This is a genomic window from Qipengyuania sp. JB2-7 (assembly GCF_055693485.1).
On sequence record NZ_CM146335.1, the window covers coordinates 1703674 to 1730313 of the forward strand.

The window sequence follows — 26640 nt, forward strand, 5'->3', positions numbered from 1 at the left end:
CTTCTCTTAACCTTCTCACTTAGCGAGACCTTAAATCCTGGGGGCATATAGCCCTGCATAATTCGACAAGTTTATGCAGGATATGACCCAATGGCCAACTCAAGCTGCTTCTTAACGAAGCTACGCGACTCTCGAGAGGCAAACGTATTCCCGCTGACCGCGGCGGCTGTGTTTGTGCTTGCTGGGCTTGTCGGCGGCGGCGTGGATATCTCACGCGCTTACATGGTGCAGAACCGCCTTCAGAATGCTTGCGATTCCGGCGTTTTGGCTGGACGGCGTGAAGTAACGGATAGTGGCTTCACGTCTGGCGCAGAAGCAGCCGCAAACAACTATTTCAACGTCAACTTTCAGGCTGAATCAGGAACTAGGGACACAACATTTACACCAACCACGCCGAATAATGGCGACACCATCAATGGGGAAGCGTCAACCACCCTCAACACCACTATCATGAATTTGTTCGGGTTTGAGGAAATTCCACTTTCGGTAACATGCACGGCCACCATGTCAGTTGGCAATAGTGACGTTATCATGGTCTTGGACACCACCGGATCAATGGCCTTCGATTTGCCTGGGGATCCAGAAGATCGCACCCGGATGGAAGCATTGCAGGACGCGATGAAGAATTTCCGGACCACTCTAGCAGCAGCAACAATTGGTTCAAACGCGCGCATACGGTACGGCTTTGTGCCCTATGCTAACACGGTAAACCTTGGTTCAACCAGCACTGGCGGCTTGTTGCAACCTGCTTGGCTGGCCGACACAATGGATCTGCAGTCTCGCGTTCCCAGATACAAGGTGATTACGAATAGTGCGACCACTTACGAGGACCCAGTCCTTGATACCAATACTGAAACCACTGGCGTAAGCAGTGGTGGTTGGTGGTATCACAGTTTTACCGGCTATTCGAACTCCACCTCTTGCCTCTCAACGTTGCCAGCAGACGAGAGTTGGAGCAATTATGGCTCGCCGACCACTTCGACGAATACAACCATCGACCTCGACCAAAACCGCATTACAACAGCACAGACTTCTCAGGAGCAGCGGCGAAGGGATTATGCCTGTGGCCGTGTCTCCGGCACGTGGTATCAGGTCCGCAGAACGCAATTTAGGTATGTGATCACCACCGACACGTCCACCGAAGAAGCCACTGTGATCACGACTACAACATCCGTTTGGGATGGCTGGAGATACATGCAGCGTGAGGATATCGACGTTTCTGGCTTCAAGACCGGCGCCGGAATCACCTTCCCGAATGGTGACGTTGCAGAAGGAACTGGCCCCAACGGTTCAAATATAACCTACACCTGGAATGGATGCATAGAAGAACGTGACACTGTTGCGTCTGATAGCATTACCTTCACACCTGGATTTGGGGTATCGCCAACGGGCGTGAACGATCTCGACATCGATTCCGCACCCATAAGTGACGCCACGAGATGGAAGCCAATGATCCCGGAAATGGCATATTTTCGGTATGGCGGGGTGGTCTATGACGATTTCAAAAAAAGATATGTTTACCAGTTGGCGTCAGAACGAGAAACCAACGACGGTCGAAAGTCACAGATCGCTTGCCCGGTTAGAAGCCGACTGCTTGCTGAAATGGATCAGTCCACATTCGATGCTTATGCAGATTCGCTTACCACTGATGGCGGCACATATCACTCGATCGGCATGATCTGGGGTGCACGTCTCGCATCACCTGATGGACTGTTCGCGGATAACGTGAATGACGAGCCCGCCAATGAGAGCTCGGTCGCACGCCACATCATATTCATGACCGATGGCGAACTAGATGTCGGCAACTCGATCTATTCTTCGTGGGGTATTGAAGACCATGACCGACGAGTGACTGGTATGGCTGGTGGCTCAGCCGCGAACCATGCCCGGCATCTACAGCGGTTCACGGCTGCATGCGCAATCGCGCGATCAAAAGGCATTCGCGTGTGGGTTGTAGCTTTCAACACGCTTTTGACCCCCGAACTGGAAGCATGTGCATCGACCGACAGCGCGTTCGACGCCACCACGGCGGACGGGCTGAATACGGCATTTCAGGAAATCGCCCGCGATGTCGGAGAATTGAGGGTAACCCAATGATCAAGACGCCTGCATTGAACCGAAAGCGAGCAACTGACCTTCTGCGCGATGAAAATGGCGCGACCATTATGGAGTTCGGTCTGGTTTCAGTGGTCTTTATCACCATGCTGATTGGCATGTTTGATATTGGCCAGACCGCTTATGCGCAGGCAGTACTGAATGGCGCTGTGCAAGAGGCGGCGCGTACGTCAACGCTTGAAACGGGGGATGCTGACGAGGCTGACGAGCGAATTGAGAAGCTTGTCAAACGCGTTGCGCCTAACGGAACCGTGACGACCACTCGTGTTAGCTATTTCGATTTTGCCGACGTCGAACGCCCGGAACGAATTGTCAATGATGACGACGATGATGGGCTTTGCAGCGACGGCGAAACATATGTCGATGAAAATGGCAATGGTCAGTGGGACGAAGATATCGGCGCAGACGGGAACGGACAGGCAAGCGACGTTGTGATCTATACCGTCGAGCTTGCATATGATCCGCTATTTCCAGTTCCATTTTATGACGCACCAAATGCACGACGCACGCTGCGCTCGGTAGCTGTCAAAAAGAATCAGCCTTTTGCCGATCAGATTGGCTATGGAGCGGATGTGGAGAGTTGTTCATGATTGTATCTGTCACTGCTTTGCTAAACCGCTTACTTCGCGACGAAGAGGGGGTTTCTCTCACGGAATTCGCCGTTGTCGCACCCGTGTTTTTGACTCTAGGAATGTTCGGTTTCGAAGTATCGAACATCGCAACAACGAAAATGCAGGTCAGCCAGGTTGCGCTGTCAGTGGGTGATAACGCCTCCCGCCTGGGGCAGACTGATAACTCGGCTGTTATTCCTACCATCACGGAAGCAAACGTCGAGGCCGTTCTTAGAGGTGGGCTGCTGCAGGGACGCTCGATCGATATCGAGACAAACGGTCGCATTATCCTATCGAGCCTTGAGGTGGACACGGTTACCGGTGAGCAATTCATCCATTGGCAACGATGTGTAGGCTCCAAAGAGTTCGAGAGCCGCTATGGAGACGAGGACGAGAATAACGGGCTGAATGGAACAACCATCAGCGGCATGGGGCGCGGCGCGACGCAAATTACTGCGCCAGTAGGCTCTGCGGTCATGTTCGTCGAAATCTACTACGAATACGAAAACATCTTTCCCAGTCCCTTTGGCACCGATTCCAAATTTATCGAAGAGGCCGCTTTCTTGGTCCGTGATGACCGAACGCTGCAGACGACTGAGGAAAAAGGTTTGGACGGCCCTCGAGCGAACGGTTGCGAGGACCCCGACCCCACTTAACTTCTCTGGCTCCGGGCTTCACCGGTTGGCAAGGCCTGTGCTAGTGTGTCTTCCGAAAGGTTGAGACGGCCATTCGACGACCGTCGCACGTCGCGCCAAAATGACTCAATTATCTGATGAATTGCCTGAGCCGCAGACAATTGCGCTCGCCCACGCGGCTAAAGCAATGCAACCTCAGTGGGCCTGCTTGTTTGGTCTGGACGTAAGACTAGGCCGCATAGTTGCAGCCACTAACGAGACAATGCTTGGGCAAATGCGGCTCGCATGGTGGCGCGATCAATTACAGCTGGCTGCAGAAGAACGTCCAACCGGGGACGTTGTTCTGACTGCCATTGGCGCTCATTGGCGGGGCCACGAAACTGCTCTCATTTCTATGATCGACGGTTGGGAAGCGTTATTGGTTGCTGAACAGATCGGCAAAGCTACGCTTCACGCCTTTGCCCAATGCCGGGCGGCACCTTTCATCGAAATCTCAAAGATTGCTGGACATGGAGAAACCGAGGTCCGCGCAACCACGGCGGCCTGCCGCTGGGCACTTGTAGACTTTGCTTTCAACTCAAGTACTGATGTGCTGAGCGAGCACGCTCTCGAACTTGCCGGACAGCTCCCTTCGAACAATCATACCCTTTCAAGAAATATGCGCCCACTTGCTATACTTGATGGACTTGCCGAGCGTGCAATAAAACAAGGGCGTAGAAGCCTAGTAGGTGATCGCTTTAGTCCGTTATTCGCGCTCAGACTTGGAATATTTGGGCGATAGCCTATCCTACACTCTGATATTGGGCAGGGGTTCTAAATGAGTCGGATAGCCGCAGGCGCCATCGGAGCATTGGCTCTCACCGGTTTGGGATTGTTTTGGTGGCAAGGCCGCGCAGAAGTAGAGCGCGGTGCTCCTCCTCCTGAACCGCTGCCGGTGGAAGTGGCAGACTTTGACGGGGAACCACAGCTGCCCAGCTCAGACGCGGTGGATCTTGTCGGGCCCGCACCACCTGAAGCAAGCGAGCTTTCTCGTGAGCAGCGCAGATTCTTTCGTTACGATCGCAACCGCAACTGGAAAATCAGCCGAGCTGAAATGCTCTCCAGCCGCACCGACGCATTTAAGAAACTGGATGCAGATGGCAACAATTTGCTGACCTTCGAGGAATGGGCGGTGGCAACTGTCAATAGGTTCGAAGGTGCAGATGCGGACGGCAACCAAGAACTAACGCCGAGTGAATTTGCAACCACAAGGCCCAAGCGGCGAAAGAAGCCAGCATGTCAGTGCTAAGCTTCACGCCGGTTCCAGGCTCTGATTTTCCAGCCAGTTTCCGAAATCCTCTTTGGCGCGGTTGGTATAGGCTTCCTTACGTTGCTTCTTGCCGACTTCGTGTAGCGGAGGAAACAAGCCGAAATTTACATTCATCGGTTGATAGGTGTCTGCTTCCGCGTCGCCGGTGATGTGAGACAATAGCGCGCCAAAGGCACTTGTGGTGGGCGGCGCGCTCCATTCTCTGCCAGTGAGGTCTGCGGACGCCATCATGCCAGCCATCAGTCCGATGGCGGCGCTTTCCACATACCCTTCGCATCCGGTGATTTGACCCGCAAAGCGGATATGCTCGGCTCCCTTAAGCCGCAGCTGCCGATCAAGCACGAGCGGCGCGTTGATAAACGTGTTGCGATGCAAACCACCAAGCCGCGCAAACTCGGCGTTCTCCAACCCCGGGATAGTCCGGAACAGCTCTACCTGTGCACCGTATTTCAGCTTGGTCTGAAAACCGACCATGTTCCAAAGCGTACCCAGCTTGTTATCCTGGCGTAGTTGCACCACCGCATAAGGCCAGCGACCTTGAGGAAATTCTGGAGTGGTGTCCCTAGGATTATCGAGCCCTACCGGCTTCATCGGGCCATAACGTAAGGTGTCGACACCTCGGCTCGCCATCACTTCGATCGGCATGCACCCATCGAAGTAGGGCGTATCCTGCTCCCATTCCTTAAACTCAGTTTTCTCACCATCCATTAGCCCCTGATGAAACGCGAGGTACTGCTCCTTTGTCATCGGGCAGTTGATGTAGTCGCCGTCTTCGTTGGAGGCTTCCGTGCGCTTGTTCCATCGTGACTGGATCCAACAAATATCCATGTCGATGCTGTCGCGATGAATGATCGGCGCAATCGCATCGAAAAAGGCAAGACGATCCTGAGCAGTCGCCTTCACAATGCTCTCTGCAAGCGATTGTGCGGTGAGGGGCCCGGTCGCCACAATAGTCAGTCCGGCCTGCGGTAGCGCATCGATACGCTCTCGCGAGACGGTGACGTTGGGGTGAGATTCCACTCGCTTAGCAACCTCTGCAGAGAAAACATCGCGATCAACCGCCATGGCAGATCCTGCCGGCACACGGGCCACTTCACCGGCGCTCATCACGATAGAATCCAAGCGTCGCATCTCGTGATGAAGCAAACCGACAGCATTTTTCGTGTCATCGTCGGAACGGAAAGAGTTAGAGCAAACGAGCTCAGCTAACCCATCGGTCTGATGCGCTGGAGTCATTTCACCGGAGCCACGCATTTCCGACAGGCGCACACGCGCGCCGCGCTGTGCCAATTGCCAAGCTGCTTCTGAACCAGCGAGCCCGCCACCAATGATATGTACATCATATGCCATGTGCGGCCACTTAAGCCCTGCGGCACATCACCGCAATTCAATTAGCGCCCGATTACGGGCTTAACTGCCAAGGCAAGCGCGGGTTCCGCTTCTTCGAGACGCTCAGCCAGAACTGGCAGATGTCTGACGGGAACGGCTGGGAACAAATGATGCTCCAAGTGGAAGAACATGTTGTAGCTTACAGCGTTCACCATGCGTCCGCGCTGACTTCTTGCCACGAGTGCACTTCCATCGCACCCACGATGAGTAATCCACACTGCAAACAACGCAGTGAAAGATTGAGCGATGAGCATTGCCAACAAATGCCAAGCAAGAAAATCCAGGCCAGCGCTGATCGCCATTAGCGGCAACATAATATTCAGCGCCAGATCGATCATGACTTTGCGACGCCAAGCGGGGCCTCCCTTGGTTAGCGCCGCCCAGTGAAACTCTATTGGGAAAAACGGACCATATGCGATCACTTGCCACAATTTCATGCGGCCAGCTTTACCCTCGATATCCTCTTCGCCATTAATGTGCTTGTGATGGCGAAGGTGGTTGAAGGCAACGCTATGATTGCTTCCCAACATTACGAGACTCAAACCGTGCAGTACCATGCGATGGCCGCGTGGCTTGAAACCCAGATTGTGATGAATGGCCTCGTGATTGAGACGCAGGGCAGTAAGGAAGAACATGAATTCGGCAAGAAAGGCCACGGGCCAATAGCCGAGGTGGAACAGCAGCATCCCAAGGAACAACCACGGTAATGGATGCAAGCATTCGACCAAACCATCGCGACTTCGCATCTTGGCGAGGTCTCTCCACTTTACCCGTCTGACCGCTCTCTTGAGTAGCTCAGGGTCCAAACCATGCTCACGCACACCTTTGGGCATTTCCGCCTCCGTGTTTTGTCAGAAAAGCAATAACACTCTAAGGAGATGGGAGGAATGAAATGCTTATCATAACTGATGCGTTTCATGCATCAATAGGTACAAGCATGAGGGGCAATCTTGTCAAAAAGCGCATTAATCGATCATAGACCTTGGCTTCTGGGCAGCTTGATTGCCGCTTCCGCATTCTATCTACTGCGAGACAGCGCGGTCGGTGGCCTCTGGCTCATGCTGATTAAGGGTAGCGCGGTCGCGATGCTCGCGGCTTACGCGATGCGGCGTGGTCCCGGACAAAACGCGAAGATCATTGCCTTGGCTTTGGGCCTATGCGCGATTGGCGATGTGGCCGTTGAACTCTCGCTTGAGGCGGGAGGATTCGCCTTTTTCCTCGCTCATATCGTAGCCATGTCCCTGTATCTTAAGTTCCCGCGCCACCACAGCACTGTTAGCCAGAAGCTCTGCGCAGTCTGCCTGTTGCTCGGCACACCATTGATCGCGTTTCTCATTTCCGGGAATTGGCAGGTCACTCTTTACGCACTCAGCCTCGGCGGAATGGCAGCATGCGCCTGGATGAGCCGCTTTCCTCGCTACCGCGTTGGAACAGGTGCGGTGCTCTTCGTCGCGTCGGACCTCCTGATTTTCAGCAACGAAAGCGGTTTAGAGCTTGGCGGCCTGGCAGACTTAGCCATATGGCCACTTTACTATGTCGGCCAATTTTTGATCGCAACCGGTGTCGTCCAAACGCTCCGCCATGAATTGGAAGAGGAGGGCGAATAGCTCGTCGAGTTATCCACCTGACTCCCCCTCAATATTCTTGTCGCTATGCGCAGTAGTGTTTGGTTCTGTCGGTTCCGCGTCGCGGTCGACCATTTCCTCCACGACAGCTTCTTCTGCCTCGTTCTCAGGCTCCTCAGTTTCGTCGATGCGTACTGCGCTGACGATCTTCTCATTCTTAGCGACATCAAACAGCCGGACACCTGAACTCGCACGTCCGATGACACGCAGACTCTCAAGGCCAATACGGATCAGTTTCGCCTGGTCTGTCACCAGCATCAGTTGATCACTCTTGGTTGCAGTAAAGCTCGCGACAACCTCGCCATTGCGTTTGATATTGTCGATGTTGGTGATGCCCATGCCGCCGCGACCCGCGCGGCGATATTCATAGGCTGATGACAGCTTGCCATAGCCATTCGCACAAACGGTTAGGATAAACTGCTCAGCCTCGGCCATCTCCGCATGTGTCGAAGAGAGCTCAGGCGCTCCTTCCTCAGCTTTCCACGGAGCGACTTTCAGATACGCATCGCGTTCTTCAGGCGTCGCACTGCCGCCATGCAGGATGGAAAGCGAGACAACTTTGTCGCCGTCTTCCTTGAATTTCATGCCTCTTACACCGGTAGATGTACGTGAAACGAATTCACGAACATCCTCACCAGAGAAGCGGATTGCTTTACCCATACGGGTCGCAAGCAACACATCGTCACCTGCCTCCAACAAGGCAACGCCGATCAGCTTATCATCGCTGTCATCCGCAAACTTCATCGCGAATTTGCCATTGCTGGGGATGTTCGTGAACGCGTCCATGCTGTTCCGGCGCACATTGCCTTGGGCTGTCGCGAAGACCACGGTTAGTGCGCCCCAGCTATCCTCATCTTCTGGCAGGGGAAGGACCGTCCGGATTGTCTCACCATCCTCCAAGGAGGGTAGCAGATTGATGATCGGTCGCCCACGGGTTTGCGGGCCGCCCTCTGGCAGCTTCCAGACTTTCAGACGATAGACTTTACCATGTGTCGAGAAGAACAAGACCGGGTTATGCGTCGATGTCACAAACATCTCGCGCACCGCATCCTCATCCTTGGTAGCCATACCCGCGCGGCCTTTGCCGCCGCGATTCTGCGCACGGAACGTCGATAGCGGTGTGCGCTTGATGTAGCCGTCATGGGTGACCGTAACGACCATCTCATCGCGTGCGATCAAATCTTCGTCATCAAGACCATCCCAAGCAGGCGCGATTTCTGTCACCCGAGGTGTCGCATAGGTCGCGCGAATTTCAGTCAACTCATCGCGCATTACACCGTACAATTTCACTCGATCAGAAAGGATCGCGAGATATTCTTCGATCGCGATTGCAAGCTCTTTGAGCTCATCACCAATCTCATCGCGACCAAGGGCGGTAAGACGGTGGAGTCTGAGATCCAGGATCGCTTTAACCTGACGTTCTGAGAGACGGTACGTGCCACCTTCCTGCTCCGCATCAGGCTCAATCGCTTCCACCAGCTTAATATACTGCGCGATGTCCCCAATCGGCCATTCTTTTGCGAGCAATTTACCCCGAGCTTCCGCCGGGTTTGGTGCTGAACGGATCATCGCCACAACCTCATCGAGGTTTGAAACCGCGACAACAAGACCAAGCAAAATATGCGCTCGTTCACGAACCTTGTTCAATTCAAACTTGGTCCGCCGCGTAATGACTTCTTCGCGAAACTTGATGAAACTTTGAACGATATCACGCAGCGTCAACGTTTCTGGGCGCCCACCACGAATTGCGAGCATATTCGCCGGGAAGCTTGATTGGGCAGGGGTATGGCGCCAAATTTGGTTTAGCACGACTTCCGCCGTCGCATCCCGCTTCAGATCAACCACAACTCGCACGCCCTCGCGCGAGCTTTCATCGCGGATATCCGAAATACCCTCGATCCGCTTCTCTTTGGCAGCGTCAGCGATCTTTTCGACTAGCCCCGACTTGCCTACCTGGAATGGGATCGAGGTGAGCACGATACTCTCGCGGTCGCCTTTCCTTGTTTCAATCTCGTGCCGGGCTCGCATCATGATCGAACCGCGGCCCGTGGTGTAGGCCGACTTTGCGCCTGATTGACCAAGGATCAGCGGAGCTGTCGGAAAATCCGGCCCGGGAATGATCTCAAATAATTCTTCGCTGGTGATCGCGGGGTTTTCAATGAATGCGAGGCACCCATCGATTACCTCGCCAAGGTTATGTGGCGGAATATTCGTGGCCATGCCAACAGCAATGCCGCCCGCTCCGTTTACGAGGAGATTGGGGAAGCGTGCCGGTAGAACCGATGGCTCCTGAACACGACCGTCATAGTTGTCGACGAAATCGACTGTATTTTTGTCGAGATCGTCCAGCAATGTATTTGCGACACGCCCAAGACGTGCCTCTGTATAACGCATGGACGCCGGTGGGTCGGGATCCATGGAGCCAAAGTTACCCTGACCATCGATTAGCGGCACACGCATCGACCAATCCTGGGTCATACGTGCAAGCGCATCATAGATCGCAGAGTCACCGTGAGGGTGAAAATCGCCCATCACATCGCCCACAATCTTGGCGCTCTTCACATAAGGGCGACCCGCAACAAAGTTGCCTTGCTTGCTGGCGTAGAGGATTCGGCGGTGCACTGGTTTCAAGCCATCGCGAACATCGGGCAGGGCACGCGACACGATCACACTCATCGCGTAATCGAGATAGCTCGTCTTCATCTCGTCGACTATGTCGATGCGGGCCATATCTCCGCCGCTTGGGGGAGGGGTATCAATCAGGTCAATATCGTCGCTCAAAACTCAAATACTTTTCATAACGGGCGTTGGCCCCAATGCTTGTTGAAACATAGGCTCTCACGCCGCAAAACACCACGCGAGTAGGCTGGGATAAGTGCATTTGACCGCCGTTTTCCACATATCAGCTCGAATGGGCGTAATTAGCCCTCTGATGCTCTCATTTGGTCGATATTCAATCACCGTTCAGCCCACGTCCTGTAGGACAATTTGCAATATTCGCCTGCGCACGCCATTTGAGCGCGCATGGAAGAAATTAGAGGGCGTGAGAGACGCCCGTCCGATTCACACTCTTAGGAGCTATTTGATGATTTTCAGCCGTATTGCTTCGCCCAAATCCCGATCTAGTGCCTTGGCGCTTGCGCTTGCCTTGGCTACCGGGACTACTTTGGCAGCAACCGCTATCGAAGCACCAGCATTCGCACAGAAAAAGAAGAAGGAAAAAGCACCCAAGCCTGAGTACTCTAAAGGCTTCGTCGGCGCTTACTCGCCTCTCAACGAGCAGGTTCAGGCAGGCGCAGACCCTGCGACGCTGCAAGCTGCTGTGCCTGGCATGATCGCAGCGATGGAAACCAATGACGATCGTATGGCAGGTGGAAACCTGATTTTTACGATCGGCCAAAAGGCAAGCGATCCTGTGATGCAGTTGCAGGGCGTCGAGATGATGCTTGCAAGCACGAAAGTGCCTGCAGAAAATCAGGCTCAGTACAATTTCCTGGCCGGGCAACTTGCCTATAACCAAAACGACTATGCGAAAGCGCGGGGCTACATCCAAACAGCTTTCGACAAGGGTTATACCCAGAACGACCCTCAGGCTATCATCGCCGAAACATATTTCGCTGAGGACAAGCATGCTGAGGGCGTCCAGTTCCTCAAAACTGCTATTGATGCAAAAATGGCCGCTGGTGAGCCCGTTGCACAAGAATGGGTACAGCGTGGCCTTGCGATTGCGTATAACAACGACCTTACTCAGCAGGCGCGCGATCTTTCGGTGATTTACGTGCGCGAACACCCGAGCAATTCTTCTTGGGGTGACGCGATCGCGATTGCATTGAACACCAGCCAGTTTGAGTATCCAGAGATCCTCGACCTTTTGCGTTTATCTCGACGAGCGGGAACGATGCGCGACTCGAACATGTACATGGAATACATTGAGGCGGCGGACGCACGCCGCAACCCATCCGAGGTGATTGCGGTCATCGATGAGGGCTATGCCGACGGTAACCTTGATCGCGGGGATAGCTTCGTCGCCGATAGCCGCGCCTTGGCTGCAGGACGGATTGACGCCGACAAGCGAGACCTGCCTGCGCTTGGTCGTGACGCTCGCGCCGCGGGTGCTGGCCTTCGCACGGTAATGGCGGCTGCAGATGCGTTTCTCAGTTACGATCGTGGTGCCGAGGCTGAGGAGCTTTATACCAAGGCGCTTAGTATGCCTGGCGCGAACACACCGCTTACGCTGACGCGGCTGGGTATCGCTCAGCTCGATCAAGGCAAATATGCCGATGCTGCGGCAACGTTCGCAAAGGTGGAAGGCGAGCGCAAAACTATTGCGAAGCTCTATGCCGCATGGGCTGACCAGCAGGGTGGATCTGCTCAACCAGCAACGGCAACTGCCGAAGCAGCGCCTGAGCAAGTCGGCGGCTAATTCGCTCCTTGAGCTATAAGAAATGCGGGCGTGGGGACTGGTCCTCGCGCCCGTTTTCTTTGCTCAACACAATTGAGGTCGTGAGAATTGCTATCGTAGGCGTTTGACGTAAATCTGATTGTTATCGCGTCGTTCAAGATCGAAGTTATTAAGATTCTCGAACAGTTCGCTCAAACTCTTGAAGCCATAATTGCGGACATCAAAACTGGATCGGTTACCGGCAATTTGTCCCACCTGTTGCAGTAATGCGTATCCTCGCTCATCGCGTTTCGCTTCGCTATAAGCTGCGGCGACCAGATCGCGCAGGTCATCATCAACGACGTTTCCGCTGACCTTGGCCGCATCTCCAGGCGACTTGCTATTATCAGATCTGTTGCTCTCAATCAGCTGACGAATATTGATAAACCGCGTGCAAACCGACTTGAAGGCTTGCGGTGTCTTGGACTCCCCAAAACCATAGACCAGAATGCCATCCTGCCGCAGCCGCGTGACGAGCGGGGTGAAGTCGCTATCCGATGTCATAAGGCCAAAGCCATCCACCTTGCCTTGATTCAGCAAATCAATAGCGTCGATGGTCATCGCCATATCGGTTGCATTTTTGCCCTTAGACACATCAAACTGCTGCTGAGGACGAATGCCGTATTTGTTGGTGATCTTGTCCCAATTGGCCAGATTGTTTTTGGCAAAATTTCCGTAAGCGCGGCGAACATTCACCTGCCCCAACTCCGCCATGACGGTAAGGACCGGATCAATTGCGTCAGCGCTGGTATTATCAGCGTCAATCAGCAAGGCGATGTTTTTGAGAGTAGTGTCGGACATGGCAATCTAGATGGCGGTGAGGTTGACTAGCCGCAAGTCTTAATCCTCGGGCAGGAACTCGCCCGTATCCTCATCCAACGAATACAGAACACCTTCCCTAATCGAAAAATGAGCGCCTCTCAATTTCAGCAACCCCTCCAGCTCCTTGTCTGCAACCCACGGGAATGAACGCAGATTCGCAAGGCTCTGCCGTATCGCTGCGAACTCCATCGCCAATTCAGCTTTGCGGTACGGTCGTTCCATGCTTACTGGCTACACCATTACGCGCCTCGCTCAACAGATCAACCCAATGCGCAATAAAGCCACCTTCACCCGGTGTTTTCGATTGCAAGCTCTGGGTGAGCGCGGCTTGGCAACCACCGCAACGGCCATGTCCCATCACGACGATCTGCTTAACCTTTAGCATCTGTACCGCAAATTCGATTGCTGCAGAAACGCCATGGTAACCCGGAGATGTTTCAAAAGGCGGCACCAACGCCGCAACGTTGCGCACAACAAATATCTCGCCGGGATCCACATCGAAAATCTGCGCCGGATCGACGCGGCTGTCGGAGCAGCCAATGATCATAAGCTTAGGATGCTGGCCATTGGCGACCAGTTCGTCATACCGTGCTTTCTGGCGAGGATAACTGCCAGTTCGAAAACGCTTGTACCCTTCGAGAAGCTCCGCAAATTCAGGCATTAAAAGCGTTCTCCTCGGATAACTTGAATATCCCACATAGTTAGCAAGAGTCCATGCGTTGTCAGGATCGGAGCCAGGTCCTCCGCTAGCGCCATGGCTTTGTCTTCCGGCGCTATAGTTAGCACAAATACCTTATCCGTACCCATCACGCGTTCTTCACGCCAGCGACCCTCGCGCCCCTCGCCAGAGGTGACGGGCGTAACTGTCCAGCCCGTGATTTCAGCGCGATCAATCGCATCGGTAACGCGTTTGACCAGAGCCGAGTCGGTCAAGATTTCGATCCGTTTCCGAATGACTGTTTCGATCATGGCAACCCTCCGACTGGCCCAGCAAGCATCGCTGAAAATGCGCTGATAAGCCCGATATTGATGAGAATATTGAAAGGGAACGTGATGCTCAACGACATGGTGAGATAAATGCCCGGATCAGCCTCTGGCAGCGCCAGGCGCATGGCCGCTGGAACAGCGATGTAACTGGCGCTAGCTGCCAATACGCCCAGAGCAGCAGCCGAACCCACATCCAAACCAATCGCCCAGCCTGCCAAAGTGCCTATCGCACCGTTCACGACCGGTAGAGCGAGTGCAATGACGACCAATCGCCAGGTGAGCGCGCGCGAGTCCATCATACGACGCGCGGCGATCAACCCCATATCGAGGAGGAATAGGCACAAAACCCCTTTAAACCCCGCCTCGAAGAACGGACTGATTTCTGAGAAACCATCACTGCCGCCAATCATGCCGATTACAAACGCGCCGAGCAGCAGGACAACCGACGCGTTGAAAAACACTTCATGCAGCATCTCACCGGTCGATTGCTGGTTGTCTTTCGACGCCATCCCGCGCGCAAGCAGAAGGCCCGAGAGGATAGCGGGCGTCTCCATGGCTGCCATCACTGCCACCATAAAACCACCCGCTGGACGCGCCTGAAACTCGAGTATTTCAACTGCGGTGACGAAGGTCACTACGCTGACCGAGCCATAATGCGCAGCAACGGCACCAGCGTTTATTCGGTCAAGCTTGCCGAAACCCTTGAGAATGGGAAACGCTAAGAACGGAAATGCGAAGCCGAGCGTTATCCCTACACCCAGCGCCGCGAGGACAGTGCCGTCAATGCCAGAATTGGAGACCGCGACGCCGCCCTTCAGCCCAATCGCAGCCATCAAATACAGCGACATTCCCTTTGCGATCGCCTCAGGAATTGCCAAGTCGCTCCGCGCGAATGCAGCAAATACACCAAGCACAAAGAACAGCACCACCGGGGAAGTGAACGTCTGGAGAGTGCCTGTATCCATGCCGATGGCGGTACCCAACTGTGCCGCTATCAGCAAGCGAACGCGCAACGATCTGCACAAAGCGAGCATTGCGCCGCTTACAAGCTGCGCCTAAATGCACCGCTATGAACGATTTGTCATCCGCACCAGCCCCAGAGGAAGGCCGCCCTGCGCGTCAGCGCAAACCTGACTGGATCCGCGTCAAAGCGCCGGTGAGCAAGGGGTATCAGGAAACGCGCAAGCTGATGCGCGACCTTAACCTTAACACGGTCTGCGAAGAGGCAGCGTGCCCCAACATTGGCGAATGCTGGGACAAGAAGCACGCGACGGTGATGATCCTGGGTGATGTTTGCACGCGGGCCTGCGCGTTCTGCAATGTCAAAACAGGAATGCCGCGCATTGTCGATCCGATGGAGCCAGAGAACGTTGCGGTGGCGGCAGGCAAGATGGGCCTTGAGCACATCGTCATTACGAGCGTCGACCGCGATGACTTGCCGGATGGCGGGGCGGGGCAGTTTGTGAAGGTCATCAAGGCGCTGCGCCGCGAGACACCCAACACGACAATTGAGATCCTGACGCCCGATTTTCGCGGAAAAATGCGCCCTGCTGTAGAGGCGATCTGCGAGGCGGGCCCAGACGTTTATAATCACAATCTTGAAACCGTTCCGCGCCTCTATCCGACGATCCGCCCGGGTGCACGGTATTATGCCTCTCTGCGCCTTTTGGAAGAGGTGAAGAGCCATGATCCAATGATCTTCACAAAGTCAGGCATTATGCTGGGGCTTAGCGAGCAGCGGCTCGAAGTTCACCAGGTGATGGACGACATGCGCAGCGCCGATGTCGATTTCATTACGATGGGCCAATACCTTCAACCCACACCGAAGCATGCCAAGGTTGAAGACTTCGTGACGCCAAAAGCATTTGCTGCGTTCGGTTCAATTGCGCGTGCGAAGGGCTTCCTTCAGGTCGCCGCTACTCCGCTTACCCGATCAAGCTATCACGCTGGTGATGATTTCGCGGAAATGCGCGCAGCGCGGGAGGCAAAGCTGGCGAAAGCGACCAGATAATGCCCGGTATCCGTGAAACTCGGCATCTACCCTATAGTGCAGAGCAAATGTTTGATCTGGTCGCGGACGTAAGCCGCTATGCTGAGTTTCTGCCCTGGGTGGTTGCCACACGTGTGCGCTCGGACACCGAGACTGAAATGGTTGCCGACATGCTGGTTGGCTTCAAATCGATTCGCGAGAAATTCGCATCTAAAGTGAACAAGGAACGACCGCGAGAAATCGATGTCCACTACATCGATGGCCCACTGCGCGATCTGGAGAACCGATGGGTTTTCGAACCAACTGAAGATGGCGGGTGCACCATCCACTTTTGTGTCGATTTCACTTTTAAGAACAAGGTGTTTGAAGCCCTGGCTGGGCAATATTTCGACCGAGCTTTTCGCAAGATGATGGGCGCCTTCGAAGCCAGGGCTGACGAACTTTATGGGCAGGGCGCAAAGACGCAGGCTGTCTAACCGCTCTGGCCGATACCTTCGGGCAGCAACATGGCTAACGCACACTTGGTCGCTTCCAGACGGATGGATGCGCGGCCATTATCAGCAAAGCGCATCAGCTCGCCGCTTGGTTCACCGCTCTCACCGCGTTCAACCTTGGCGAACACGACCGTGCCGACAGGCTTGAGATCGGTCCCGCCACCAGGGCCCGCAACACCGCTCACTGCGACGGCGACATCAGCATTGCTGTTGTCCAGCGCGCCCTTGGCCATCGCCCATACGCAGGCGATAGAGACCGCGCCGAAGGTTTCGATAATATCGCTCGCAACGCCAAGGCTCTGCATTTTCGCTTCGTTGGAATAAGTGACGAAGCCACGATCAAGAACAGAGGACGATCCTGCGACCTCTGTGATTGCAGCGGCTACCAAGCCGCCAGTGCAGCTTTCTGCGAGTGCTATCTTGCGACCCGCCTCCGCATTCTCTCGCACCACGCGTTCAGCCAGTTCAGCAACCTCGATCGGCAACAGATGCTCCACGCTAACGCTCACTCAGGCTCATACGGGCAAATATTTGGATTTTTCACGCCGCTAACATCGAATAGAAACGCCATGAGTTCTCCCACATTTTCTGTGGGTAGCGGCGCCATCAATGAAAGTCCGCGTTCAATGGTTGCACATTCTTTTAGCGGGATAGTTTGCGTGACTTGCTGCAGAACAAACGCATCGAGAAATGGGCGCAGAGCATCCTCCGGCAGGGATTGAAAAGTGTCCGCAAAGCTGGAATTCTCGTCACCGCCAGGAGCCCTACCGCGTTCAGCAAATGCGCCGAGCATACGCAATGCACCGGGCCATGCATCTTCCTGTTGTTCAACGAAGCGGGCTTTGAAGGCGTCTCCTTCAGTTGCCAGAAAACCATCGCCCGCCAGTAGCTCGCCGCATTTCGCGGCAAAAGAGTCGATCAGCAGCGGCATCGCATAGATTACACCATCGCTCACATCGCCTTGATCTACGCAGTCCTGTGCAGCAACGGCAGCGGGCATCGTCGCGCATGCCAAAGCAGCCGCTATCCCAGTCATGCGAAATGTCTTGCGTCTCATCTCTAGTTTCCTTGCCTGTGCACGGTGGCGATGGCTTGTGCGGCAATGCCTTCGCCACGCCCGGTCAAACCCAATCGTTCGGTGGTTGTGGCTTTGACGCTGACCTGCTCGATGTCAACGCTCAGAATTTCGGCAATCCTTTCGCGCATTGCCGGTCGATGTGGGCCGATCTTTGGCGCTTCACAGATGATTGTAAGATCGACGTTACTGATGACATAGCCTTGCTCGCAAACGAGGTTAGCAGCATGCGCGAGAAACTGATCGGATGCAGCACCTTTCCATTGCGGATCGCTGGGTGGGAAATGCGAGCCAATGTCACCGTCTCCAATTGCTCCCAGCAGCGCATCGACAAGCGCATGCAGCGCGACATCGGCATCGCTATGCCCGGCGAGACCTTTATGATGCGGGATGTTGACGCCTCCGAGCCAAAGCTCTTCGCCTTCGGCGAGACGATGCACATCAAAGCCCAGACCCGTGCGGATTGCCGGAGCAACACTCGTTTGCGCCATCTCAAAATCCTCCGATACTGTCAGCTTGCGCAAGGCTTCGTCGCCTTCGACCAGAGCCACCTGCTGCCCGTTTGCGCGAAGCACCTGAGCGTCATCGCCTGCTTTCGGCTCGCCAGTCCAATTCCGATGCGCTGAAAGGATGGCAGCGTAATGAAATGCCTGGGGTGTTTGGACGCGGCGCAACTCCTCTCGCGCCGCTGCGTCTTTCATCATGTCATTTTCCGCAAGCACCAGACTATCATAGACCTGAAGAACCGGGATTGCGCCTGTGTTCCCTTCCAAGGCACTTAGCAACCGCTCAATCACCGCCTTGGGTAGAACTGGCCTCGCTGCATCATGGATTAGCACGCTAGAGGAGGGGCCATTCGACAGCTCTTCCAGAGCCGCAGCGACCGATTCCTGACGCGTTTCTCCACCCGTAACAAACTCGACCGCAATTCCTTGGCAAATAACGCTGGCTATTTCCTCTGACCCTTGCGGAATTGCGATAACGATCCGCTGCGCGCCAGCCTCCGAAAGAGTGTCTAGTGAGTGTCGCAATACCGGTTTACCACGCCAATCGACAAACTGTTTGGGTAGAGGCTGGCCAGCTCGTAAACCCTTTCCGGCTGCAACAATAATCGCGTCAAAAGAGAGATGTAGAGGCGATGTACTCATTGCTAACCGCGCTAGCGCCTTGCCCCCTATGCTGCAATGCACTAAGTGGCTGCCCAATATTTAGGCAATACCGCTTCAAGGACATATGACCGCTAATCCGCCATTTGCACCCAAGCCCATCAGTGTAGGGCCAGTCACCATCGACACGCCGGTCGTTCTGGCGCCGATGACAGGCGTGACGGACATGCCATTCCGCTCGCTCGTGCGTCGCTATGGCTCGGGACTTAATGTCACGGAGATGATCGCTAGCCAGGCGGCCATTCGGGAAACGCGACAATCCATCCAAAAGGCAGCGTGGGCACCGATCGAAGACCCTGTTTCGATGCAACTGGTTGGCTGTGACCCGGAAAGCATGGGCGAAGCGGCAAAGCTCAATGAAGATCGCGGCGCCGCGATCATCGACATCAACTTTGGCTGCCCAGTCCGCAAGGTAGTAAATGGCCTCGCGGGCAGTGCGCTGATGCGTGAAGTGCCGCTTGCCAGCAAACTGATGGAGGCGACCGTCAAGGCCGTCGATGTACCTGTAACGGTGAAAATGCGCATGGGCTGGGACCATGCATCACTTAATGCCCCCGAACTGGCGCGCATTGCTGAGGATTTGGGCGTCAAAATGATAACCGTTCATGGCCGCACGCGGTGCCAGATGTATAAGGGCAGCGCTGATTGGTCATTCATCCGCAAAGTCAAAGAGGCGGTGTCGATTCCGGTCATTGTGAATGGCGATATCTGCTCTGTCGACGACGCCGCAAAGGCTTTGGAGCAGTCGGGCGCAGACGGTCTGATGATCGGGCGGGGGGCATACGGGAAACCATGGCTGCTTGGGCAGGTCATGCATTGGTGGAAGACCGGCGAAACGCTGGCAAGTCCAAGTTTTGATGAGCAATACGAAGTGCTGGTCGAGCACTATAACGCGATGCTGGAACATTACGGTAAAGAGGTCGGCACCAAAATCGCCCGCAAACATTTGGGATGGTACACAAAAGGCATGCATGGTTCCGCTGAATTTCGGAACCATGTGAACTTTATCGACGATGCTAAAGAAGTTTTGGGCGAAATTGAGCGTTTCTACGATCCATTTTTACGCCGGCGCGCGGCATAATGGATCGGTCAGATGCGCCTGATGCACGGGCGCAAATCTCTGCGCTCATCTTCGCCACTGTCCTGATCGATGAAAACGGCAACATCGCGCATGTGAACCCAGCAGCCGAGGGTTTACTTGAGCGTAGTGCGCAAAAGCTGAGTGGCCGCAACATTCGCGACGTTATGCAGATCGCTGATAAGCGCGTACAGGAAAGCCTGGGCGTTGATGACATGCCCATGATCGCACGCGGTATTGATGTGCATCTCCGGTCGAGCGAACTGACTGCAAACATGACCAGTTCCCCGATTCCAACACATCCTGGCTGGCGGATACTGACAATCTCGGACGCCGGACAGGATACAGACCCGAATGAGGAGCAGACGGAGCTGCATGCTCCCGCAGTCTTGGCTCATGAGATAAAGAACCCACTGTCAGCAATTCGCGGGGCCAGCCAATTGCTTGCACGGCGGGTAGGCGAAAAGGACAAATCGCTAACCGATATGATCCGGGGCGAGACTGATCGCATTGCCGAGCTGATTGACCGAATGCAGCAATTGGGCAGCAAACACAGCGCCGACACCGAACCCTGCAACCTACATGAAGCGATCCGCAATGCGATGGCCACCGTTAGGGCCGCAAGGCCCGAGGGTACGGAGCTGCTTGAAGAGTTTGATCCCTCACTGCCTTTGGTAGTGGCTAACAAGGCGGGCTTGGAGCAGGTTTTGATAAACCTGCTCACGAATGCAAGCGATGCATGTTCTGAGGTTGATGGCGCGGCAATCTCGGTGCGAACGCGTTACATCAGCGGCATGCGTTTCAGCGCCTGGTCGCTTGGCAAGGCAACACAGTTGCCGATCGAAATCACCGTTTCAGATCCTGGACCAGGTATAGCGCCGGAATTGCGGGACCACATTTTTGAGCCCTTTGTCAGCGGTAAATCGCATGGCCAAGGGCTTGGTCTGGCGCTCGTCCGCAAGCTGGTGAGAGATATGGGCGGGCGTATCGCCCATGATCGCGACGCCAAAGAGGGTCTGACGAATTTCCGCATCAATTTAGCAGTCGCGAGATAGGCAGTGGCAAATAACATCCTCTTGGTTGAAGATGACAAAGGCATCGCAACCGTGATCACCTCAGCGTTAGAAGAGGATGGGTTTGCAGTCACTCATTGTGCACGGATCGCTGAGCGGGACGAATTGCTGAGAGCTCAGAAGTTCGACGCGATGCTAACGGACATAATGCTTGAGGATGGCGATGGTCTCGAGAGCATTGGCGATGCCAAAGCTCAGGCACCAGATATGCCGATCATCGTCCTTTCTGCGCAAAACACTTTGGACACCGCAGTGCGGGCCACTGACACGGGGGCTTTCGAGTACTTCCCCAAACCGTTTGACCTGGATGAACTGGTGGGCGCGGTAAAACAGGCCGTGGCACACCGGTCGTCACCTGTTAGCGAGGCACCGCTTGAGGAGGACGGGTTGCCTTTTGTTGGCCGAAGCCAGGCCATGCAGGGTGTGTATCGGATGATCACGCGCGTGATGCGCAATGACCTGACCGTGCTGATCACAGGAGAATCCGGGACAGGCAAGGAACTCGTTGCCGAAGCAATCCATCAGCTTGGAGCACGCAAGACCGGCCCATTTGTTGCTGTAAATACAGCAGCAATCCCGCATGATCTCATCGAGAGCGAGCTCTTTGGTCATGAGAAAGGGGCATTCACTGGTGCGGTCAGCCAGCAGCTGGGGAAATTTGAACAAGCGAATGGTGGCACGCTGTTTCTAGATGAAATTGGTGACATGCCTGCCGACGCGCAAACAAGGTTGCTACGCGCGCTCCAATCGGGGCGCATTCGCAGAGTTGGCGGACGTCAGGAGATTGGCGTTGATGTCCGGATTGTCGCGGCGACAAATCGGGCACTTGAGCCGATGATTGCGAACGGCACGTTTCGTGAAGATCTGTTTTATCGCCTCAACGTAGTGCCGATCCATCTGCCGCCTCTGCATGAGCGTCGCGACGATATCGAAGCACTCACGCTCCACTTCCTCGCTCAAGCGGAGAGGGAGGGACTACCTGCCCGCACCATCGATGCGCAGGCCATCGCATCTCTTGCCGCTCGTGAGTGGCAAGGCAACGTTCGCGAATTGCGCAATGTTGCCTTCCGCCTGGCACTTCTTGCCCGTGATGACGTGATCGACAAGGCAACGATCGATGCAACGTTACAGGCTGAGGTCGCCGTCGGTGAAAACCCAACAGCTGACGGGTACAGCGAAGCTCTGTCAGAGTGGCTTCAAACAACCGGCGCCGCTCACGGAACCCTGTACCACTCGGCACTGGCCGCATTCGAAAAACCACTTTTTGAACACGCTTTGCGGGAAACCGATGGCAATCAGGTGCGCGCTGCGCAGTTGCTTGGCATAAACAGAAATACATTGCGCAAGCGCCTAAACGAGCTTGAGATACGACCAGACGCATTCATTCAACGCCACTAGACCACCGCTCGACAGATTTTTCTTGCAAAAATGCCACAGCGCGTTGTTAACCTGCAACGATGGCTTCGCACGCAGGGACAAAATCTGGACGAGTAGAGCAGGGGCCTTCTTCGCGCTGGCTCAGGCGGTTTATCGTTACCGCGCGACGCTCTAACATATTCCTGTGGCTGGAGATTGGGTGCGCCCTGGCATTTCTGGCCATGGTTGGAAGCACATATCTCGCCTTCACAAACGCGCCGCCAGATGGGCAGCTGCTCCCATCACGCCAGGTCTCAAGCCTGCTGATTGGCACGCTCCTCCCCGCTATGACCTTGCTTGTGCTTTTGGGTCGCAGGCTCGCATTGCGCAGAGCCGCGGGGAGCACTGCGAGATTGCATGTGCGATTGGTGTTTTTCTTTTCACTTGTGGCGGTCGTTCCGACGTTGCTCGTGGCTGGCTTCGCCGCGTTCCTATTTCAGTCCGGTGTAGACTTCTGGTTCTCAGACAATTCGCGCGGATTGATGGAAAACGCCAATAAGCTGGCGGAAAGCTATTACGAGGACAATCAACTCGAGGTCGCCGAACACACCATCGCGATGGCAGGTGACTTTCGGTTCTATCTGGAGCGTGAGGTTCTGACGAGCGAGGCATGGCCAACCCTCTATCGTTATCAAGCGGAGCCCCGCGACGTCACCGAAAGTGCGATCTTACAGGCGCAACCCGATGGGACGTTGCGCACCGCATTCGCATACGGTTTGAGCGAGGGGAATGAACCAACCACATTTGCGCAGTCTTCATTGGATGCTTTGGAGAAGGGTGAAAGTGTCGCCGTTCGGGGAGGACCTGCGAGGATTGAAGCGGTTGCGCCAATTGATCGTCAAAGCGGGATTTACCTATACAATGCCCGAAGTGCCGAAGCAGCGTCATTCCAGAGCTGGGAGAGTGCGAAGCAGATCTCGTCAGCCTATGCTGTCTTGACGCAGCGAGCGCGAGCGCTGCAGCTGAGATTCAACCTCGCATTGTTCTTTGTCAGTCTCGCGTTGGTCGGATTGGCGGTTTGGTTTGCTCTTCGTCTTGCCGACCGCCAGATTGAGCCGCTGACGGATTTGGTGAGTGCGGCACGGCGAGTGGGACAAGGCAATTTTGCGGTACGTGTCTCAGGGCGGACCGGCGGCGATGAAATCGGACTGCTCAACCGCGCATTCAATCGCATGACCGCGCAGATCGAAAAACAGACAGACGATTTGGTGACGGCGAACCATCAGATTGAGGAACGGCGTGGTTTCATTGAAGCGGTTCTCGAATCTGTCAGCGCCGGAGTAATCTCAACCGGGGCAAATGACGAGATTCTCCTCATGAACGGGCCGGCGCAAATCATGCTGCTTGGTGACGATAAGGGTGGAGCGACAAAGCAAACGCTGGATGAACTTGCCCCGCAAATTCAAGCAATGATCGCCGATGACGTACCGCAGGGGATTATTAACGTGTCGCGCGATGGCGACCTGCTCACTCTGGCCGTAAAGATAGCCCGTGAACGTGACGGTCACGTGATCACCTTTGAAGATATAACGCGGCAATTGCTCGACCAGCGCCAAGCGGCATGGTCCGATGTTGCGCGGCGGGTTGCGCATGAGATCAAGAACCCGCTGACACCAATTCAGTTGGCCACAGAGAGGCTGAGCCGCCGTTATCGCAAGCAGATTGAACGGGATGGCGAATTGTTCGACGAATTGACCAATACAATAGTGCGCCAGGTCAGCGAACTACGGACAATGGTTGACGAGTTCTCATCCTTTGCGCGCCTACCAAAACCGGTGTTTCGCCGCGAGGACGGGCTAGACCTTATCCGTCAGGCGCTATTCCTTCAAGAAGTAGCCCACCCGCATATCAGCTACCGATTAGAGAATGAGGCGGATGGACCGATAGCCCTCCAATGCGACCGGCACCAACTAGGTCAGGCCGTAACCAACGTCTTAAAGAACAGCTTTGAAGCGATTGAGACCAAATCGAAGGCGGCAGAAGAGGACTATCGAGGCCAGATCGACATTCACTTGGGAACCGACGAGGATTTCCTCTCAGTCACGATAACTGACAACGGGATCGGTCTTCCGAAGGATCGCGAACGCATCGTTGAGCCGTATGTGACCACTCGTGAGAAAGGGACTGGTCTCGGGCTCGCGATTGTTACCAAGATTGTCGAAGAGCACGGCGGAGACATAACTTTCACGCCGCGCGAGGAACGCGTTGGAGAAAATGGAGCGCGGGTAATTCTGCGCTTCGCACTCGATCCGAACACAGCATCCACCTCTGGTGTCCAGACCGAAAAGCGAATTTGAAAAGGGAAACTGAAACTCAATGGCAGCTTTAGACATCTTGATCGTAGATGATGAACGCGACATCCGGGAGCTGGTGTCCGGTGTGCTCAGTGATGAGGGTTACGAGTGTCGCACAGCTGCCGACAGCACCAGCGCGCTCACAGCGATTGATGAAAAGCGGCCCAGCGTTGTGTTGCTGGATGTCTGGCTTCACGGCAGCCCGATGGATGGGCTCGAAGTACTCGACGAGATCAAAGAGCGCGAACCGCAATTGCCGGTCATTATCTTTTCAGGTCACGGAAATATCGACACCGCAGTTTCAGCGGTGAGCCGGGGCGCGCTCGACTTTATTGAGAAGCCTTTTGAGGCTGAACGGCTACTGCATTTGGTGGCGCGGGCTACCGAAACTGAGCGGCTACGGCGGGAAAACACTGGCCTCAAAATTGAAGCCACAAATAGTGGGGAGTTTACAGGCAATTCAGCCGCAATTGCGCAAGTCCGCGCAACTTTGAAAAGAGTTGCCGGTACAGGAAGCCGAGTGCTCATCAGCGGCCCTGCAGGTGCAGGCAAAGAGGTTGCTGCGCGATTGCTTCACGGGTGGAGCCCCCGAGCGGAGAATGCGTTTGTTATTGTCAATTCCGCGCGGATCACCCCTGAACGATTTGAGCAGGAGCTTTTTGGTGAGGAAAGCGAAGGCAAAATGGTTCGGCCCGGCCTTCTCGAACTGGCTGACGGAGGCACGCTTTATCTGGATGAAGTCGCTGACATGCCGCTGTCCACTCAGGCCCGCATTCTTCGCGTTCTCACAGAGCAGAGTTTTGTTCGGGTAGGGGGCTCCCGGCAAATCGGGGTTGATGTACGCGTGGTCTCCTCAACTTCCCGAGACTTACAAGTCGAAATGGAAGAAAAGCGTTTTCGTGAGGACCTCTTCTACCGACTAAATGTTGTGCCACTTTCTGTACCGTCATTGGCGGAGCGTCGCGACGATATACCTGAATTGGCAGAGCATTTCTTTGCAGTTTATGCGACAGAGCAGGGCATCCCATCGCCGGCAATCAGTGAAGAAGCGATGGCTGCGATGCAGGCATACGATTGGCCCGGCAATGTCAGGCAGCTACGAAATGTGGTTGAGCGCACAATCATCCTGACCCCGCGTGATCAGCTGACGACCATTGAGACCGGTATGCTTTCCGATGAAATTGCCGGGGGAGTCTTGGTTCCGGCAATGGCATAGCGGCACTGATGGGCGCCCCTCTTAGAGAGGCACGCGAGAGTTTTGAACGCGAATATTTAGCCGTCCAAATCCGTCGTTTCTCTGGCAATATCTCAAAAACGGCGAGCTTCATCGGGATGGAACGTTCCGCACTTCACCGGAAACTAAAGCTGTTAGGGATGGCCGATCGAAAAGCGGTGGTCCGAAAACCTTAATTTTGACAGTTTTTCTTTACGGAACAACTGTGTCGTCATAACATAACGCCAGTGGGGTTAGCCTGCTGAGTAATACGGGACGTGCGCCAATGAGGCCGCACGTCGCCAGATTGCGCATCTTGACCCGAATGCGCCAAAAAGAATGGAGAAAAGCTATGTCTGAAGACAGAACTCTGTCCGCGCGTCCAACGCAACCGTCGGAAGCCATCACCGACGCGCCGAAAAGCAAGAATGGCAAACAGCCAACCCTGCAAGACTCATTTCTTAATCTGCTACGCAAGAACAAGACCCCCGTCACCATGTTCCTTGTAAAAGGCGTTAAGTTACAAGGGATTGTAACGTGGTTTGACAACTTCTCGATCTTGCTACGTCGCGATGGGCAGTCTCAGCTTGTGTACAAACATGCGGTATCCACGATCATGCCGGGTGCGCCAGTAGAGGCAAGCCAGTTTAGCAGCCAAGGGACCGGATCGAAACATCGCCTGCTTCAGGATGTTTTCCTCAGCCGCGTTAGCGAGGAGGGTGCTGAGGTTACCATGTTCCTGGTAAATGGAGTAATGCTGCAGGGGCAGATTGCAGCCTACGATCTGTTCTGCATGTTGCTGGAGCGCGATGGTTATGTTCAGCTTGCCTACAAGCATGCAGTGTCCACTGTGCAGCCAGCAACCAATGTTGATCTGAGCGAAGACTTCGAAGGCTAATCACTCTGA

General features: G+C 54.8%; 23 protein-coding genes and 2 pseudogenes. 15 read left to right on the forward strand and 10 right to left on the reverse strand.

Annotated elements, in window-relative coordinates; genetic code table 11:
• The first annotated feature begins 90 nt into the window (after positions 1 to 90).
• The 5 genes from ACZ1GM_RS08535 to ACZ1GM_RS08555 all read left to right on the forward strand — a co-directional run bounded on the left by ACZ1GM_RS08535 (position 91) and on the right by ACZ1GM_RS08555 (position 4649).
• Positions 91 to 2097 carry a Tad domain-containing protein gene (locus tag ACZ1GM_RS08535; RefSeq protein WP_472676085.1) on the forward strand — a complete coding sequence of 669 codons (2007 nt, stop codon included), beginning with the start codon at positions 91 to 93 and terminating at the stop codon, positions 2095 to 2097.
• Positions 2094 to 2705 carry a TadE/TadG family type IV pilus assembly protein gene (locus tag ACZ1GM_RS08540; protein WP_472676086.1) on the forward strand — a complete coding sequence of 204 codons (612 nt, stop codon included), beginning with the start codon at positions 2094 to 2096 and terminating at the stop codon, positions 2703 to 2705. Before ACZ1GM_RS08535 ends, ACZ1GM_RS08540 begins: the two co-directional genes overlap by 4 nt.
• A complete protein-coding gene (locus tag ACZ1GM_RS08545) occupies positions 2702 to 3382 on the forward strand; it encodes a TadE/TadG family type IV pilus assembly protein (protein WP_472676087.1) in 681 nt (226 codons plus the stop codon). Before ACZ1GM_RS08540 ends, ACZ1GM_RS08545 begins: the two co-directional genes overlap by 4 nt.
• 100 nt (positions 3383 to 3482) lie before the next feature.
• The gene (locus ACZ1GM_RS08550; protein WP_472676089.1) at positions 3483 to 4142 is read left to right on the forward strand and encodes a hypothetical protein; all 660 of its coding nucleotides are present in this window, start codon (positions 3483 to 3485) and stop codon (positions 4140 to 4142) included.
• 36 nt (positions 4143 to 4178) lie between these two features.
• The gene (locus ACZ1GM_RS08555; RefSeq protein WP_472676090.1) at positions 4179 to 4649 is read left to right on the forward strand and encodes an EF-hand domain-containing protein; all 471 of its coding nucleotides are present in this window, start codon (positions 4179 to 4181) and stop codon (positions 4647 to 4649) included.
• A gap of 3 nt (positions 4650 to 4652) precedes the next feature.
• Here the strand turns inward: ACZ1GM_RS08555 and trmFO are convergent, their stop codons facing one another.
• Both trmFO and ACZ1GM_RS08565 read right to left on the reverse strand, forming a co-directional pair.
• Entirely contained in the window at positions 4653 to 6020 is a 1368-nt protein-coding gene (trmFO, locus tag ACZ1GM_RS08560) for a methylenetetrahydrofolate--tRNA-(uracil(54)-C(5))-methyltransferase (FADH(2)-oxidizing) TrmFO (RefSeq protein ID WP_472676091.1), read from the reverse strand.
• 41 nt (positions 6021 to 6061) lie between these two features.
• Positions 6062 to 6805, reverse strand: coding sequence for a fatty acid desaturase (locus ACZ1GM_RS08565; protein WP_472676092.1), 744 nt, complete (start codon positions 6803 to 6805; stop codon positions 6062 to 6064).
• 312 nt (positions 6806 to 7117) lie between these two features.
• On the opposite strand from ACZ1GM_RS08565, the gene ACZ1GM_RS08570 reads away from it, so the two are divergent.
• Positions 7118 to 7666, forward strand: a complete 549-nt coding sequence (locus ACZ1GM_RS08570; RefSeq protein ID WP_472676093.1) for a lysoplasmalogenase — start codon at positions 7118 to 7120, stop codon at positions 7664 to 7666.
• A gap of 9 nt (positions 7667 to 7675) precedes the next feature.
• On the opposite strand, the gene gyrA is transcribed toward ACZ1GM_RS08570, so the two are convergent.
• Positions 7676 to 10465, reverse strand: a complete 2790-nt coding sequence (gene gyrA / locus ACZ1GM_RS08575; protein WP_472676094.1) for a DNA gyrase subunit A — start codon at positions 10463 to 10465, stop codon at positions 7676 to 7678.
• Between the two features lie 304 nt (positions 10466 to 10769).
• Between gyrA and ACZ1GM_RS08580 the strand changes: the two genes are divergently transcribed.
• Positions 10770 to 12107 (forward strand): hypothetical protein, encoded by a 1338-nt coding sequence (locus tag ACZ1GM_RS08580; RefSeq protein ID WP_472676095.1) that lies wholly within the window; start codon positions 10770 to 10772, stop codon positions 12105 to 12107.
• 90 nt (positions 12108 to 12197) lie between these two features.
• Here the strand turns inward: ACZ1GM_RS08580 and ACZ1GM_RS08585 are convergent, their stop codons facing one another.
• The 4 genes and pseudogenes from ACZ1GM_RS08585 to ACZ1GM_RS08600 form a co-directional block, all read right to left on the reverse strand.
• Complete coding sequence (locus ACZ1GM_RS08585) at positions 12198 to 12926, reverse strand: NYN domain-containing protein (RefSeq protein WP_472676096.1); 729 nt, start codon at positions 12924 to 12926, stop codon at positions 12198 to 12200.
• A gap of 39 nt (positions 12927 to 12965) precedes the next feature.
• A pseudogene (locus tag ACZ1GM_RS08590) lies at positions 12966 to 13608 on the reverse strand (carbonic anhydrase).
• A complete protein-coding gene (locus tag ACZ1GM_RS08595; RefSeq protein WP_472676097.1) occupies positions 13608 to 13916 on the reverse strand; it encodes a P-II family nitrogen regulator in 309 nt (102 codons plus the stop codon). The pseudogene ACZ1GM_RS08590 and the gene ACZ1GM_RS08595 overlap by 1 nt, the downstream one beginning before the upstream one ends.
• Positions 13913 to 14935, reverse strand: a complete 1023-nt coding sequence (locus ACZ1GM_RS08600) for a sodium-dependent bicarbonate transport family permease (protein ID WP_472676098.1) — start codon at positions 14933 to 14935, stop codon at positions 13913 to 13915. The genes ACZ1GM_RS08595 and ACZ1GM_RS08600 overlap by 4 nt, the downstream gene beginning before the upstream one ends.
• A 68-nt stretch (positions 14936 to 15003) precedes the next feature.
• Here ACZ1GM_RS08600 and lipA point away from each other — a divergent pair, with 68 nt between their 5' ends.
• The gene (gene lipA, locus ACZ1GM_RS08605) at positions 15004 to 15945 is read left to right on the forward strand and encodes a lipoyl synthase (RefSeq protein WP_472676099.1); all 942 of its coding nucleotides are present in this window, start codon (positions 15004 to 15006) and stop codon (positions 15943 to 15945) included.
• Positions 15945 to 16400 (forward strand): type II toxin-antitoxin system RatA family toxin, encoded by a 456-nt coding sequence (locus tag ACZ1GM_RS08610; RefSeq protein ID WP_472676100.1) that lies wholly within the window; start codon positions 15945 to 15947, stop codon positions 16398 to 16400. The genes lipA and ACZ1GM_RS08610 overlap by 1 nt, the downstream gene beginning before the upstream one ends.
• Here the strand turns inward: ACZ1GM_RS08610 and ACZ1GM_RS08615 are convergent.
• From ACZ1GM_RS08615 to ACZ1GM_RS08625, 3 genes are read right to left on the reverse strand one after another with little or no spacing between them, the layout of a single operon-like run.
• Entirely contained in the window at positions 16397 to 16927 is a 531-nt protein-coding gene (locus tag ACZ1GM_RS08615) for a CinA family protein (RefSeq protein WP_472676101.1), read from the reverse strand. The genes ACZ1GM_RS08610 and ACZ1GM_RS08615 overlap by 4 nt on opposite strands.
• On the reverse strand, positions 16924 to 17454 hold the full coding sequence (locus ACZ1GM_RS08620) for a hypothetical protein (protein ID WP_472676102.1): 531 nt from the start codon (positions 17452 to 17454) through the stop codon (positions 16924 to 16926). Before ACZ1GM_RS08620 ends, ACZ1GM_RS08615 begins: the two co-directional genes overlap by 4 nt.
• A 23-nt stretch (positions 17455 to 17477) precedes the next feature.
• Positions 17478 to 18641, reverse strand: a complete 1164-nt coding sequence (locus ACZ1GM_RS08625; RefSeq protein WP_472676103.1) for a bifunctional 2-C-methyl-D-erythritol 4-phosphate cytidylyltransferase/2-C-methyl-D-erythritol 2,4-cyclodiphosphate synthase — start codon at positions 18639 to 18641, stop codon at positions 17478 to 17480.
• Between the two features lie 85 nt (positions 18642 to 18726).
• Between ACZ1GM_RS08625 and dusB the strand changes: the two genes are divergently transcribed.
• The 6 genes and pseudogenes from dusB to hfq all read left to right on the forward strand — a co-directional run bounded on the left by dusB (position 18727) and on the right by hfq (position 26631).
• Complete coding sequence (dusB, locus tag ACZ1GM_RS08630) at positions 18727 to 19740, forward strand: tRNA dihydrouridine synthase DusB (protein ID WP_472676104.1); 1014 nt, start codon at positions 18727 to 18729, stop codon at positions 19738 to 19740.
• The gene (locus tag ACZ1GM_RS08635) at positions 19740 to 20792 is read left to right on the forward strand and encodes a two-component system sensor histidine kinase NtrB (protein ID WP_472676105.1); all 1053 of its coding nucleotides are present in this window, start codon (positions 19740 to 19742) and stop codon (positions 20790 to 20792) included. Before dusB ends, ACZ1GM_RS08635 begins: the two co-directional genes overlap by 1 nt.
• Positions 20793 to 20795: 3 nt before the next feature.
• The gene (gene ntrC / locus ACZ1GM_RS08640) at positions 20796 to 22208 is read left to right on the forward strand and encodes a nitrogen regulation protein NR(I) (protein ID WP_472676106.1); all 1413 of its coding nucleotides are present in this window, start codon (positions 20796 to 20798) and stop codon (positions 22206 to 22208) included.
• Positions 22209 to 22267: 59 nt separating this feature from the next.
• Complete coding sequence (locus ACZ1GM_RS08645; protein ID WP_472676107.1) at positions 22268 to 24523, forward strand: sensor histidine kinase; 2256 nt, start codon at positions 22268 to 22270, stop codon at positions 24521 to 24523.
• 19 nt (positions 24524 to 24542) lie between these two features.
• Positions 24543 to 25930, forward strand: a pseudogene (ntrX, locus tag ACZ1GM_RS08650) (nitrogen assimilation response regulator NtrX).
• 155 nt (positions 25931 to 26085) lie between these two features.
• A complete protein-coding gene (gene hfq / locus ACZ1GM_RS08655) occupies positions 26086 to 26631 on the forward strand; it encodes an RNA chaperone Hfq (RefSeq protein WP_472676108.1) in 546 nt (181 codons plus the stop codon).
• Positions 26632 to 26640 lie beyond the last annotated feature (9 nt).

Coding starts and splice junctions, on each gene's coding strand:
- ACZ1GM_RS08625 (WP_472676103.1), bottom strand. CDS start 18,641: ATGAGTACATCGCCTCTACATCTCTCTTTTGACGCGATTATTGTTGCA.
- ACZ1GM_RS08595 (WP_472676097.1), bottom strand. CDS start 13,916: ATGATCGAAACAGTCATTCGGAAACGGATCGAAATCTTGACCGACTCG.
- ACZ1GM_RS08610 (WP_472676100.1), top strand. CDS start 15,945: ATGCCCGGTATCCGTGAAACTCGGCATCTACCCTATAGTGCAGAGCAA.
- trmFO (WP_472676091.1), bottom strand. CDS start 6,020: ATGGCATATGATGTACATATCATTGGTGGCGGGCTCGCTGGTTCAGAA.
- ACZ1GM_RS08540 (WP_472676086.1), top strand. CDS start 2,094: ATGATCAAGACGCCTGCATTGAACCGAAAGCGAGCAACTGACCTTCTG.
- ACZ1GM_RS08570 (WP_472676093.1), top strand. CDS start 7,118: ATGCTGATTAAGGGTAGCGCGGTCGCGATGCTCGCGGCTTACGCGATG.
- ACZ1GM_RS08580 (WP_472676095.1), top strand. CDS start 10,770: ATGATTTTCAGCCGTATTGCTTCGCCCAAATCCCGATCTAGTGCCTTG.
- hfq (WP_472676108.1), top strand. CDS start 26,086: ATGTCTGAAGACAGAACTCTGTCCGCGCGTCCAACGCAACCGTCGGAA.
- ACZ1GM_RS08555 (WP_472676090.1), top strand. CDS start 4,179: ATGAGTCGGATAGCCGCAGGCGCCATCGGAGCATTGGCTCTCACCGGT.
- dusB (WP_472676104.1), top strand. CDS start 18,727: ATGACCGCTAATCCGCCATTTGCACCCAAGCCCATCAGTGTAGGGCCA.
- ACZ1GM_RS08545 (WP_472676087.1), top strand. CDS start 2,702: ATGATTGTATCTGTCACTGCTTTGCTAAACCGCTTACTTCGCGACGAA.
- ACZ1GM_RS08550 (WP_472676089.1), top strand. CDS start 3,483: ATGACTCAATTATCTGATGAATTGCCTGAGCCGCAGACAATTGCGCTC.
- ACZ1GM_RS08585 (WP_472676096.1), bottom strand. CDS start 12,926: ATGTCCGACACTACTCTCAAAAACATCGCCTTGCTGATTGACGCTGAT.
- ACZ1GM_RS08565 (WP_472676092.1), bottom strand. CDS start 6,805: ATGCGAAGTCGCGATGGTTTGGTCGAATGCTTGCATCCATTACCGTGG.
- ACZ1GM_RS08635 (WP_472676105.1), top strand. CDS start 19,740: ATGGATCGGTCAGATGCGCCTGATGCACGGGCGCAAATCTCTGCGCTC.
- ACZ1GM_RS08620 (WP_472676102.1), bottom strand. CDS start 17,454: ATGACTGGGATAGCGGCTGCTTTGGCATGCGCGACGATGCCCGCTGCC.
- ACZ1GM_RS08535 (WP_472676085.1), top strand. CDS start 91: ATGGCCAACTCAAGCTGCTTCTTAACGAAGCTACGCGACTCTCGAGAG.
- ACZ1GM_RS08645 (WP_472676107.1), top strand. CDS start 22,268: ATGGCTTCGCACGCAGGGACAAAATCTGGACGAGTAGAGCAGGGGCCT.
- lipA (WP_472676099.1), top strand. CDS start 15,004: ATGAACGATTTGTCATCCGCACCAGCCCCAGAGGAAGGCCGCCCTGCG.